Raw genomic sequence first — 12,284 nt, 5'->3', positions numbered from 1 at the left:
GCATGGCGGATGCGAAGGCGACGGGCCGGGACGCGGAGGCCGTGTCGAGGTTCGTGGAGCACTTCGCCGCCCAGCTCGTGGAGGCGGGGGTGCCGCGCATGCCCGCGCGCGTCTTCACCGCCCTGCTCGCCTCCGACACCGGCGCCCTGACCTCCGCCGAACTGGGCGAACAGCTCCAGGTCAGCCCCGCCGCGGTCTCCGGCGCCGTGCGCTACCTGGCCCAGCTCCACCTGGTCTCCCGGGAGCGCGAACCGGGCTCGCGCCGGGAGCGGTACCGGGTGCACAGCGACCAGTGGTACGAGTCCCTCACCAACCGCAACGCGATCATCAAACGCTGGGAGGACGCCCTCCGCGACGGCGTCACCAGCCTCGGCGCCACCACCCCGGCGGGCCGCCGCCTCACCGAGACGCTCGCCTTCTTCGAGTTCGTCGAGGTGGAGGTCGAGGAGATGATGGAACGCTGGCGGGCCCACCGGGCGGAACTGTTCGGGAACGGCTGAATCCACCCCCTCTCCGTCATCGCATGACGACGCCGAGTCGCGTCTGGTCTGCGGAGGTGGGAGGGCGCATCATGACACTGATGGCAGAGCGACCCGTGATGAGCGGCACCGAGCCCCGCAGCGAGTTCGAGGAGCTTCTGGACCTCCTCGACGAGCTGAACGTGCCCGACGGCTTCAAGGCCGAGATCAACAGGGGGAGCATCGTCGTGTCGCCGTGGTCGAAGGGGTACTACCTCGACGTCATGGAGCTGGTGTGCGAGCAGCTGAGGCCGCACCTTCCCGAAGGTCATCGGATCAGTTACGGCCCCTTCCTCTACGTCTTCCCGGGTGCCGGGCGCGCATTTGGGCCTGACATTCACGCCGCGCACCGTCGAGCGCAGCGTACGAACAGCAATCACCTCGACGGTGAGGCTCTGTCCTTTGTCGCCGAACTGACCTCCCCTTCGACCGGGGAGGACGACCTGACCGACAAGGCCGGTGTCTACGGCGCTGCCGGGGTCCCCGTGTACCTGATTCTGGACATGGAGACGGAGCAGGCCACCGTCTGCTGGTCGCCCACCGAACACGGCTACGAAGGCCGCTTCACCAAGCCCTTCGGCGAGAAGCTGCACCTCCCGGACCCGTTCGGCTGCACCCTCGACACCGCCCAGTTCCGGGCCCCCGCAGAGGAAGCCGAGGAAGCGCACTGACCCCGGCTCCGGCTCACCCCGGTGCCGGCAGCATCAACCCCCAAGCCCCCTCCCGCACCGTCCACGTCCGCGTCCCCACCGGCCCCGACACCACCGAGTCCGCGCGGTAGCGGAAGTGGGCGCCCGACACCGTCACTGTCCGGCCCTCCGCGCGCAGCGGCGAGGCCTCCGCGCCGACCGAGGCGGGGCGGACCTCCACGGTGGCGACGCCGGGGGCGCCCGGGGCCAGGGAGAAGCCGTGCACCGGCTGGTCCAGGTCGACCAGGGTGACCCCGTCGACCTCGACCCGCAGCCGCGCCGGGCCCGGTGCCGGGGCGGTGCCGCGGGCCGGACGCGCGGGCACGAGGGTGCGGACGAAGGACTGGCAGGTGCGCAGCCAGGGACGCCCCACGGCCGCCGCCGCACCGGACGCCCCCGCCACACCCGGCGTACGGGAGGTGCCCGGCCTGCGCCAGGCCCGGCCCGCGTCCACCGCGCCGTCCGGACCGCTGTCCACGCCCATGCCCTCCGGCCCGAAGGGCTCGCCGTGCGGGACGGCGAGCGGTGGGATGCCCACCGCGCCCAGCACCACTCCGTCGCTGTCGTCGACGAGGAGGTCGAGCCGCCGTTCGGCCCCGTCCAGCACCGCCCGCGCCGCCGCGACCGCGCCGGTCGGCACGCCCAGTGACCGGGACAGCCCGAGGGACTGCCCGACCGGCACCACCGACAGCGCGCATCCGGCCAGCTCCCGGTGCCGGTGCAGCAGGGACACCGCCCGCAGCAGCGCGCGGTCGTCCCCGACGAGGACGGGCCGCCGGGACCCGCGCCGGCGCAGCGCACGGGCGAATTCCTCCGGCCCGTCGGGCAGGCTCACCTTGGCGGTGGCACCCGCGCTGAGCACGTCCTTCGCGATCCGTACAGACTCGCCGTCCGTCCGTCGGGCGACCGGGTCGATGAGCACCAGCAACTGGTCGGAGGTCGCCACCTCGGTCATGCCTCGCTTCCTCGGGTAGCATCTTTGTGCAAGAGCCCCTATCGCGATTGCGCCAGGGGCTTCGTCTATTTCCGGGGCATCCGGGTCAGACGGGTTTTCGGCCGATGACGGCCGTCGGTGGCCGACGAGGGTCGCCGGGGTACATGGCACGGTCCGTGCCGCGTACGCCCCGACCTTGGACATGCCCCGCCCGGAAGGGGTGTACGCGCGTGCCCGCACTTGTGCTGCTCGGTGCTCAGTGGGGTGACGAAGGCAAGGGAAAGGCCACCGACCTGCTCGGTGGCTCGGTGGACTATGTGGTGCGCTACCAGGGCGGCAACAACGCCGGCCACACGGTGGTCGTGGGTGACCAGAAGTACGCACTCCACCTCCTCCCTTCCGGAATCCTGTCCCCCGGCTGTACGCCGGTCATCGGTAACGGTGTCGTCGTCGACCCGTCGGTCCTGCTCTCCGAGCTGAGCGGGCTGAACGACCGCGGCGTCGACACGTCCAAGCTCCTGCTCAGCGGAAACGCGCACATCATCACGCCGTACAACGTCACCGTCGACAAGGTGACGGAACGCTTCCTCGGGAAGCGGAAGATCGGCACGACCGGGCGCGGCATCGGTCCGACGTACGCGGACAAGATCAACCGCGTGGGCATCCGGGTGCAGGACCTGTACGACGAGTCGATCCTCACCCAGAAGGTGGAGGCGGCCCTCGACGTCAAGAACCAGCTGCTCACCAAGCTCTACAACCGCCGCGCGATCGCCGTGGACCAGGTGGTGGAGGAGCTGCTGGGCTACGCCGAGAAGCTCCGCCCGTACGTCGCCGACACGGTGCTCGTCCTCAACCAGGCGCTGGAGCAGGACAAGGTCGTGCTCTTCGAGGGCGGCCAGGGCACCCTGCTCGACATCGACCACGGCACGTACCCCTTCGTCACCTCCTCCAACCCGACCGCGGGCGGCGCCTGCACGGGCACCGGGGTGGGCCCGACGAAGATCAGCCGTGTCATCGGCATCCTGAAGGCGTACACGACCCGCGTCGGCGCCGGTCCGTTCCCGACCGAGCTGTTCGACGAGGACGGCGAGGCGCTGCGCCGGATCGGCGGCGAGCGGGGCGTGACCACGGGCCGGGACCGCCGCTGTGGCTGGTTCGACGCGGTGATCGCCCGCTACGCGACCCGGGTGAACGGCCTGACGGACTTCTTCCTCACCAAGCTCGACGTCCTCACCGGCTGGGAGCAGATCCCGGTCTGCGTGGCGTACGAGATCGACGGCAGGCGGGTCGAGGAACTGCCGTACTCGCAGTCGGACTTCCACCACGCCAAGCCGGTCTACGAGACCCTGCCGGGCTGGTCGGAGGACATCACCGGCGCGAAGTCCTTCTCCGACCTGCCGAAGAACGCGCAGAACTACGTCAAGGCGCTGGAGGAGATGTCCGGCGCCCCGATCTCGGCGATCGGCGTGGGTCCGGGCCGGGACGAGACGATCGAGATCAACTCGTTCCTGTAGGCCGGTCAGGCCGGGGGTCCGCCGCCGTTCGGGTGATCCCGACGGGCGGCGGCGGGCCGGGTGCGGTCGAATCGGACCATGAGCGACGACCGCCATGACCGCCGCGCCCGGCATGCCGGACAGGACCGGCACCCGCTCTGCCAGGGGCCGTACGGCGACGAGGGCGACCCCGGTGACTGCGCGGACCCCGTCCGCTTCGAGGTCGCCCGGCACCGCAGGCCGCCGCTGGGCGTGTGTCCGGTGCATCTGGGCCCTTCACTGCTGCTGGCGAGCGGGGTGCTGTGGCCGCCGGGAATCGTCCTCGTGCGGTGAGGGCCCAGGGCGTACGTCTCAGCTGAACACGATCATCGAGCCCTGCGCCAGGCTGCGGGTCGCCGCGGCGTGCAGTCCCAGCCACACGTGCCGTTCCCGGGCGAAGGGGCTGGGATCGTACGGGGCGGGCACCGCGGGTTCCTCCAACGCGGTGGGCGCCCGCGGGGGTTCCGGTGCCGCCGGGGGGTTGGCCGGGTCGATGCCGATCGACGGGGCCACGAACTCCAGCTCCCGCAGCAGGGTCTGGGAGGAGCCGAGCGGGCCGCCGCCCGCGAGGAGTTCGTCGTTGGCCAGGGGGTGCGGGAAGTCGACGGGGACGTAGGCGCCCGCGTGGTCGTAGTGCCAGACCAGGTGCGACTGCTGGGCCGTCGTCTCGAACATCTCCAGCAACTGCTCGTAGTCGCCGCCGAGTTCGTCGACCGGGTTCACCGGCAGTCCGCACACCTGCAACAGGTACGCGCGGCGCAGGAAGTGCAGCGCGTCGTAGTCGAACCCGGCCACCGGGGCGACGTCGCCGGACAGCCCCGGCATGTACTGGTACACCGGCACCGGCGGCAGCGCGGCTTCGGCCAGCACCTTGTTGTACTGCGCGAGTTCCTCGGCGAACGGGTTGTCGGGCGTGTGGCACAAGACGTCGACTAGCGGTACCAGCCACAGGTCACAGGCCAAAAGGGGACTCCTCGCAGACGGGCGGGTGCGCGCGAGCGCGTAGCGCGGTGGTCAGGGAAGGGTAATCGGTACGGCACGGGGTCGGGTCCCCTCGTGCAGGTCCCATACCCGCCCGGCGCGCCCCACGACCGGAAACCGCGCCTCAGGGCCTCCCCGGCGCTCCCTGCTCGACCAGGTCCAGCGCCTGCGCGTTGCACTCGGCGATCAGGGCACGGGCGTGCTCCCCGTCACGGGCCACCAGCGCGTCGACGAGTTCGGTGTGACGGCCCCACAGACGGCCGCGCAGATCGGTGAGCCGCCGCAGGTGCTGGACGACGCACACCCAGGACTGCACGCGCGTCCGGTGCAGGAAGTCCACGAGGTAGGGGTTGCCGAACAGGGCGCTCAACTCGCGCCAGAAGCGCAGGTCGTAGCCGATCAGCACGGTGACGTCACCGGCGCACGCGGCGCGTTGTGCTTCCTCGCCGCGCCGCCGTACGCCCGCGAGCGCCGCGGCCGTACGGGGGTCACCGGGGTCGGGGACGTCGGCCTGGCCGCGGCCGAGGGCGTGGAACATGCCGTCGATGACCAGGCCGCGGGCCTGGATGAGGCCGCGGAAGTCGGTGACGGAGTACTCGCGGACGTGGAAGCCGCGGTGCTGGTCGGCCTCCAGCAGCCCCTGCGCGGACAGGTCGACCAGCGCCTCACGGACCGGGGTGGCGGAGACGCCGTACTGTTCGGCGATCTCCTTCACGGTGAACTCCCGCTCCGGCTGGAGCCGCCCGGCCAGCACCTCGTCCCGGAGCGCGTCCGCGATCTGCTGGCGCAGGGTGCTGCGGGTCACGGCGCCGTTGCCGGTGGGGCCGGGCATGGGCGGGGTGTCTCCCCTCGTCGCGCGCGGTGGCGTACTCGTGCGGTCGTTCAGGTCTTCGAGCACGCCACATTACGCGTTCCGCAGGACGACGGGTTTGCCCGTTACCGGCGTATTGCTCCTTGTGTTTGCCGGCTCACTCCGTGTACTCGTCGGCGGCCGACAGCGCGGAGTCGAGCGCGGCCAGACCCTCCTTCAGCTCGGCCTCGGTGATGTTGCACGGCGGCACGACATGGGTGCGGTTCATGTTCACGAACGGCCAGATCCCGCCCGCCTTCGCGGCCGCGGTGAACGCGGCCATCGGGGCGTTGGCCTCCCCGGTCGCGTTGTACGGCACCAGCGGCTCCCGGGTCTCCCGGTTCCGGACCAGCTCCAGCGCCCAGAACATGCCGACGCCGCGCACCTCGCCGACGCTCGGGTGCCGTGCGGCGAGTTCCCGCAGCGCCGGTCCGAGGACGTCGGCGCCGAGCCGGGCGGCGTTCTCGACGACGCCTTCCTCCGTCATCACGTTGATCGTGGCGACGGCGGCGGCGCAGGCCAGCGGGTGCCCGGAGTACGTCAGTCCGCCCGGGTACGGCCGCCTGGCGAAGGTCTCCGCGATGGCGCCGGAGATGGCGACGCCGCCGAGCGGTACGTAGCCGGAGTTGACGCCCTTGGCGAAGGTCATCAGGTCGGGTGTCACGTCGTACAGGTCGGCCGCGAACCACTCACCGGTCCGCCCGAACCCGGCCATCACCTCGTCGAGGACGAAGACGATCCCGTACTTGTCGCAGATCTCCCGCACCCCGGCGAGGTAGCCCGGCGGCGGCACCATGATCCCCGCCGTGCCCGGGACGGTCTCCAGGACGATCGCGGCGACGGTCGAGGGCCCCTCGAAGGCGATGGTCGTCTCCAGGTGCTCCAGCGCCCGCGCGCACTCCTGCTCCTCGGTCTCGGCGTAGAAGCGGGAGCGGTAGAGGAAGGGCGCCCAGAAGTGCACGACGCCCGCGGCGCCGCTGTCGCTGGCCCAGCGGCGCGGGTCGCCGGTGAGGTTGATGGCCTGCTGGGTGCCGCCGTGGTACGAGCGGTAGGCCGACAGCACCTTGGGGCGGCCGGTGTGCAGCCGGGCCATGCGCACGGCGTGCTCCACCGCGTCGGCGCCGCCGTTGGTGAAGAAGATCTTGTCGAGGTCGCCGGGGGTGCGCTCGGCGATCAGCCGGGCCGCCTCCGAGCGGGCCTCGATCGCGAAGGCGGGCGCGAAGGTGGTCAGCCGCGCGGCCTGCTCCTGGATGGCGGCGACGACCTTCGGGTGCTGGTAGCCGATGTTGGTGTAGACGAGACCGCTGGTGAAGTCGAGGTAGCGGGTGCCGTCGTAGTCCCAGAAGTAGGAGCCCTCCGCACCGGCGACGGCGAGCGGGTCGATGAGTTCCTGCGCGGACCAGGAGTGGAACACATGCGCGCGGTCCGCGGCCTTCACTGCGGCGCCGGCCTCGGGATTTGGCTGAGGGGTCATGCGGGCGAGGGTAGATGTCCGCGATGCGGAAGCGGTATCGGCGTCCTGTCTGCGGGTGCGGGCTTTCCGCGACAGGTTGTCGATCGGGGCCTTCGAGGGCTATTGACAGCAGTCTGTCATAATGACAGGCTGCTGTCATAAGCCATCGAGGGACCCCGGAGCCAGCCATGCGACGCACCACCGTCCACCTCGCCGTCTACGACACCCTCGCCGACTGGGAGACCGGGCACACCACCGCCCACCTCGCCCGCGCCGGCCACGACATCCGCACCGTCGGCCCCGGCACCGCGCCCGTGCGCAGCATCGGCGGACTGCGTGTCCAGCCCGACCTCGCGCTGGACGCCTTGCGGCCCGAGGACAGCGCGCTGCTGATCCTGCCGGGCGCCGACCTCTGGGACACCGGCGACGACCTCGCGCCCTTCGCCCGCAAGGCGCGCGAGTTCCTCGACGCGGGCGTGCCGGTCGCCGCGATCTGCGGCGCCACCGCCGGCCTCGCCCGCGAGGGCCTCCTCGACGACCGCGCCCACACCAGCGCCGTCTCCTTCTACCTCGCGGCCACCGGCTACGGCGGCGGCGCACGGTACGTCGACACCGACGCCGTCACCGACGGCGGGCTGATCACCGCCGGACCGACCGAGCCGGTCGCGTTCGCCCGGGAGGTCCTGCGGCTGCTCGGGGTGTACGAGGGAGAAGTGCTGGACGCCTGGTACGGGCTGTTCCACGACTCCGACCCGGCCGCGTATGAGGTGCTGGCGAAGGCGGGCGCCCTGTGAGCCGGGAGCCTCAGGACCTGTTCAGCCGCAGCGCGCTCGGCGTGTTCCGGCTGAACGGCCAGTTCCTCGCCGTCGCGGAGGAGCTGGCGCGGCCCGCCGGGCTCACCGCGGCCTGGTGGCAGGTGCTGGGCGCGGTGCTGCGCGAGCCGCTGCCGGTGTCCGGGATCGCGCGGGCCATGGGCATCACCCGGCAGAGCGTGCAGCGCGTCGCCGATCTGCTGGTGGAGCGGGAGCTGGCCGAGTACCGGCCCAACCCGGCGCACCGGCGTGCCAAACTCCTCGCGCCGACGGAACGGGGACGGGCCGCGGTACGCCGGATCGACCCCGGGCACGCGGAGTTCGCCGACCGGCTCGCCGGGGCGCTGGGGGCGGAGGGGTTCGCGGAGACGGTACGGGTGCTGGAACGGCTGTCGGAGGCGCTGGACGACCTCGGCCCGCCCGTTACGGAACCGTAGACGGGCTGGCCCCCGACTCCCCGTACGGCGGCACTATTGTCAGGCGCGGGGTGCACGCAGGGGAGGGCGGTGCGGGCGTGGAGAAGCTGGGGCCCGGGGATCCGGAGCGCATTGGTCAGTACCGGCTGCTGGCGCGGCTCGGCGCGGGCGGCATGGGACAGGTGTACCTCGCCCGCTCCGACCGGGGACGCACGGTCGCCGTGAAGCTGGTCCGGCCGGAACTGGCGGCGCAGGAGGAGTTCAGGGAGCGCTTCCGGCAGGAGGTGCGGGCCGCGCGGCAGGTCGGCGGCGACTGGACGGCGCCGGTGCTCGACGCCGACACCGAGGCCGCCGTGCCCTGGGTCGCCACCGGCTATGTCGCCGGGCCCAGCCTCCAGCAGGTCGTCAGCCGGGACCACGGGCCGCTGCCGGAGCGGTCGGTGCGCATCCTGGCGGCCGGGCTCGCCCAGGCGCTTCAGGACATCCACGCCGCCGGGATCGTCCACCGGGACCTCAAGCCGTCCAACGTGCTGATCACCATCGACGGGCCCCGCGTCATCGACTTCGGCATCGCGCGGGCCCTCCAGACCGTCACCGACGGCGGCCTCACCCTCCCCCACAGCCCGAAAGGCGTGGGAGGTGCCCCCATCGGCGCGCTGGTCGGCTCGCCCGGCTTCATGGCACCCGAGCAGGTGCGCGGCGACCGGATCACGCCCGCCTGCGACGTCTTCTGCCTCGGCTCCGTCCTCGCCTACGCCGCCACCGGACTGCTCCCCTTCGGCGGCGCCGACAGCGGGGTGCACGCCCTGATGTTCCGCATCGCCTCGGGCGACCCCGACCTGGGCACGGTCCCGGAGGGCCTCGCCGACTTGGTCCACGACTGCCTGCGCAAGGACCCCGCCGCCCGCCCCACCCTCGACCAGGTCCTGGAGCGCACCGGCGCCCATGACACCCTCGCCGACGGCCGCTCCCGCGAGCCCTGGCTGCCGGGCGCACTCGTCGCCCAACTGGGGCGGCACGCGGTGCGGTTGCTGGAGACGGAGGCACCGGAGGTGGCGGGAGGGCCGGGTGCGGGGCATAGGGCTCCGGGGGGCCATGGTGCTCCCGTGGGGCATGGCGCTCCCGCGGGCTCCCCCGAGCACGCTCCCACGGCGGACGAGTCGCGGGGCGGGCCGGGAGACGGTACGCCGACGGACCGGCTGCCCACGGTCGTCGTCGGCCCCGGTGGCACGGCCGCACCCCCGCCTCCGCCCCCGCCCGCGGCGTACGGCCGCCCGCACCCGGCCTACGGCTACCCGGCCCCGCAACAGCAGCACCCGCACCCGTACGCCGCGAGCCCGTCCTACGGCGCCACCCCGCCGTACGGTCCACCGCCGCTCGGCCCGACGGCCACCCCGCCCTACGGCCCGCCGGAGGAGCCGCCGCGCCGCAGCGGCCGTACCACCGCACTGCTCGTCGTGATCGCGCTGGTGGTGGCGCTGGCGGCCGGGGGAACGGTGTACGCGCTGATGAGCAAGGGGGACGCGAACGACACCGCGACCGACCCCACCCCGTCCGTCACCACGGCGCCGGACCCCACCCCGACGCCGGACCCGACCTCCGCGTCCCCCACCGACCAGGCCTCCACCACCCCGGCCGCCGACGAGGGCGCGGTCCCCGGCGGCTACCTCGGCACCTGGACGACGACCATCGACAACGCGGCCGGGCAGCACTCCCGGCGGCTGACGCTGCGGCAGGGCGAGGTCGGGGAGACGGTGCTCAGCCTGGTCGCGGACGGTCCCACGGACGGCGGCGGCACCTACCACTGCGTGTTCGAGGCGGACCTCACCGCGGCCCCCGACGGGGGCGGGCCGCTGCTGATCGGCCCGTCCACGGTGACCGTCGGCGAGGCGCGCACCGGGTGCTCCCCGGGCGCCGCCACCGAGGTCACCCTGCTGCCGGACGGCGGCCTCCAGCGGGTGAACCCGACTACGGGAGAGGAGCTGACGTACCGGAAGCAGTGAGGTCCGTACCGCTGTCCGTGCCACTAGTTGAACGGACATTGAACATCTGCGACCGACCGCTGACCGAGGGCTCGTACAGACATACGGTGCAGGGCCATGGAGTGGCTGAGCGCGGAGAACGTCATCGCGGTGGGGACGGCGCTCCTCGGCGTCCTCGCCTCCGGTGGCCTGGTCTGGTACGAGCGCCGGGTGCCGAGCCGCAAGCGCGTCGGCTACCGCGTCCAGACGGACAACCCGATAGGCAACGAGGTCAGCTCGGGCCGCCCCAACGTCCGCACCGGGTTCTTCCACCACTCCCTCAACATGGACGACGCGACCCTCGTCCTGCTGCGCATCGAGAACGACGGCTCCCAGAGCATCACCCGCGACGACTACACCGTCGCCGACCGCCACGGCCTGACCGCGGTCTTCACCGACCGCGTCATCGAGGGCGTCTCGGTCACCGAACCCACCGGGGACGGCGACCTCACCTCGTACTTCACGGAGGAGCGGGGCTTCGGCTACGAGGGCAACCGCCTCCGTATCCCGCGCGTGCCCCTCAACCGCGGCGACTACTTCAAGCTGCTGGTGCTGCTGACCGGCGGTGACGTGGGCTGCGAGGTGCGGCTGGTCGGCGGCATCCGGGACGGCAAGGTGCACCGCAACCGCGGCGGCACCCCCGACGACAAACCCCCGGTGTTCAGCTTCCCGGCCCGGATCCTGACCGCCCTGCTCACCGTCTCCGTGCTGGTCCTCGCGGGCATCATCCTGCTCCGCGACGGCAACCCCATCGGCTGCGAGCGCGGCACCCTGACGCTGACCGGGTCCACCGCCTTCGCGCCGGTGATCGAGGACATCGCGGACACGTACGAGGACAAGTGCCAGGGCGCCGAGATCACCGTCGACGCGGGCGGCAGCGAGGCGGGCGTCGCCGACCTGGGCTCACTGGTGAAGGACTCCGCGGACGACGCCGGGACCGTGATCGCGTTCTCGGACGGCCCGCTGGGCGAGGGCAGGGGCCTGAAGGGCGACCCGGTCGCGCTCTCCGTCTTCACCGTGGTCGTGCACGACGGCGTCGGCGCGGAGATCGACCGGGCGGGCGGCCTGTCCGTGCCGGAACTCCAGGAGATCTACGGCGGCGACGCGACCCGCTGGGGCGACATCCTCCCCGACGCCCCGCCGGACATCGCCGCCCTGCCCGTCGTCATGGTCAGCCGCGGTGACGACTCCGGCACCCGGCAGGTCTTCCAGGACCGGGTCCTGGACGGCTGGGAGGCGGTTCCCAGCACCTCCCGGGACTGCGACCCGACGAACACGCCGGTCACCCGTTGCGAACTCGGCTCCACGGAAGCCGTCCTCGACAAGGTGGCCTCCCGGCCCGGCGCCATCGGCTACAGCGAGCTGCGCTTCGCCCAGGACCACGACGACATCACCCTCGTCGCCCTCGACGGCCGCGAGGCCGATATCGACCTGATCGCCCAGGGCACGGCGGACTACCCGTACCGGGACGTGGAGTACGCCTACACGTCCCCGTCCCCCACCCCGCTCACCACGAGCTTCCTCGACTACCTGAAGGAGGCCACAAGCCAGGAGACAATCCACGACAGCGGCCACCTGCCCTGCCCCCGCCACAGGGACCTGTGCCCGCCGTAACCGCACCCGACTGCGGACACCCGCACCCCCACCGTAGCCGCGAGCGGCCCCCACATCCGCCGTAGCCGCGGACAGTCTCCGCCCCCGCCCTAGCCGCGGGCGGCCTCCGCCCGCGCCGTAGCTGTGGGCGGCCTCCGCCCCTGCCCTAGCTGCGGGTGGCCTCCGCCCGCGCCGTAGCTGTGGGCGGCCTCCGCCCCTGCCCTAGCTGCGGGTGGCCTCCGCATCCGCCGTAGCCGCAGGCGGCCTCCGCCCCTGCCGTAGCTGCGGGCAGTCGTGCCGCTGGGGCGGCACGGGTGGGCGCAGCGGCACCCCGCTCGCGCCGGGCTGCGCAACGCCCCCCCCCGCCCAGCCACCCCCGCGCGCCGCTTCACCGAGGCTCCGGCGGCCGCTGCCGGGGCATGTTCGGCCGAGCCCCGTTCGCCCCCGGCGGCAACGAGAACCGCCCTCCACCCCCACCCGACGCA

The 12,284-nt window shown here is 72.7% G+C and carries 12 protein-coding genes; 8 read left to right on the top strand and 4 right to left on the bottom strand.

Features of this window, described 5'->3' with window-relative positions:
* Positions 1 to 2: 2 nt before the first annotated feature.
* Entirely contained in the window at positions 3 to 500 is a 498-nt protein-coding gene (locus KBY47_RS23960) for a GbsR/MarR family transcriptional regulator (protein WP_210924038.1), read from the top strand.
* Positions 501 to 571: 71 nt separating this feature from the next.
* Positions 572 to 1,189, top strand: coding sequence for a Uma2 family endonuclease (locus tag KBY47_RS23955; protein ID WP_210924037.1), 618 nt, complete (start codon positions 572 to 574; stop codon positions 1,187 to 1,189).
* 13 nt (positions 1,190 to 1,202) lie between these two features.
* Here KBY47_RS23955 and KBY47_RS23950 read toward each other — a convergent pair whose 3' ends face one another.
* Positions 1,203 to 2,162 (bottom strand): diacylglycerol kinase, encoded by a 960-nt coding sequence (locus KBY47_RS23950; RefSeq protein ID WP_210924035.1) that lies wholly within the window; start codon positions 2,160 to 2,162, stop codon positions 1,203 to 1,205.
* A 209-nt stretch (positions 2,163 to 2,371) separates the two neighbouring features.
* Between KBY47_RS23950 and KBY47_RS23945 the strand changes: the two genes are divergently transcribed.
* Together KBY47_RS23945 and KBY47_RS23940 are read left to right on the top strand one after the other, a co-directional pair.
* Positions 2,372 to 3,655, top strand: coding sequence for an adenylosuccinate synthase (locus tag KBY47_RS23945; protein WP_210924033.1), 1,284 nt, complete (start codon positions 2,372 to 2,374; stop codon positions 3,653 to 3,655).
* Between the two features lie 78 nt (positions 3,656 to 3,733).
* A complete protein-coding gene (locus KBY47_RS23940) occupies positions 3,734 to 3,967 on the top strand; it encodes a hypothetical protein (RefSeq protein WP_210924031.1) in 234 nt (77 codons plus the stop codon).
* Between the two features lie 18 nt (positions 3,968 to 3,985).
* On the opposite strand, the gene KBY47_RS23935 is transcribed toward KBY47_RS23940, so the two are convergent.
* The 3 genes from KBY47_RS23935 to KBY47_RS23925 all read right to left on the bottom strand — a co-directional run bounded on the left by KBY47_RS23935 (position 3,986) and on the right by KBY47_RS23925 (position 6,978).
* Positions 3,986 to 4,636 (bottom strand): hypothetical protein, encoded by a 651-nt coding sequence (locus KBY47_RS23935; protein WP_210924029.1) that lies wholly within the window; start codon positions 4,634 to 4,636, stop codon positions 3,986 to 3,988.
* Positions 4,637 to 4,778: 142 nt separating this feature from the next.
* The gene (locus KBY47_RS23930; RefSeq protein ID WP_210924027.1) at positions 4,779 to 5,486 is read right to left on the bottom strand and encodes a GntR family transcriptional regulator; all 708 of its coding nucleotides are present in this window, start codon (positions 5,484 to 5,486) and stop codon (positions 4,779 to 4,781) included.
* Positions 5,487 to 5,622: 136 nt separating this feature from the next.
* Positions 5,623 to 6,978, bottom strand: coding sequence for an aspartate aminotransferase family protein (locus KBY47_RS23925; protein WP_210924026.1), 1,356 nt, complete (start codon positions 6,976 to 6,978; stop codon positions 5,623 to 5,625).
* Between the two features lie 167 nt (positions 6,979 to 7,145).
* Between KBY47_RS23925 and KBY47_RS23920 the strand changes: the two genes are divergently transcribed.
* The 4 genes from KBY47_RS23920 to KBY47_RS23905 all read left to right on the top strand — a co-directional run bounded on the left by KBY47_RS23920 (position 7,146) and on the right by KBY47_RS23905 (position 11,820).
* Positions 7,146 to 7,751, top strand: a complete 606-nt coding sequence (locus KBY47_RS23920) for a type 1 glutamine amidotransferase family protein (RefSeq protein WP_210924025.1) — start codon at positions 7,146 to 7,148, stop codon at positions 7,749 to 7,751.
* Positions 7,748 to 8,206: a MarR family winged helix-turn-helix transcriptional regulator gene (locus KBY47_RS23915; RefSeq protein ID WP_210924021.1), complete on the top strand. Its 459-nt coding sequence runs from the start codon at positions 7,748 to 7,750 to the stop codon at positions 8,204 to 8,206. The genes KBY47_RS23920 and KBY47_RS23915 overlap by 4 nt, the downstream gene beginning before the upstream one ends.
* A gap of 77 nt (positions 8,207 to 8,283) precedes the next feature.
* Positions 8,284 to 10,188 carry a serine/threonine-protein kinase gene (locus tag KBY47_RS23910; protein WP_210924188.1) on the top strand — a complete coding sequence of 635 codons (1,905 nt, stop codon included), beginning with the start codon at positions 8,284 to 8,286 and terminating at the stop codon, positions 10,186 to 10,188.
* Between the two features lie 96 nt (positions 10,189 to 10,284).
* Entirely contained in the window at positions 10,285 to 11,820 is a 1,536-nt protein-coding gene (locus KBY47_RS23905; RefSeq protein ID WP_210924019.1) for a PstS family phosphate ABC transporter substrate-binding protein, read from the top strand.
* Positions 11,821 to 12,284 lie beyond the last annotated feature (464 nt).

The organism is Streptomyces sp. B93 (genome assembly GCF_018070565.1).
In the GTDB taxonomy this organism is placed as follows: Bacteria; Actinomycetota; Actinomycetes; order Streptomycetales; family Streptomycetaceae; genus Streptomyces.
This window is presented reverse-complemented; position numbering and strand designations above follow the sequence as displayed.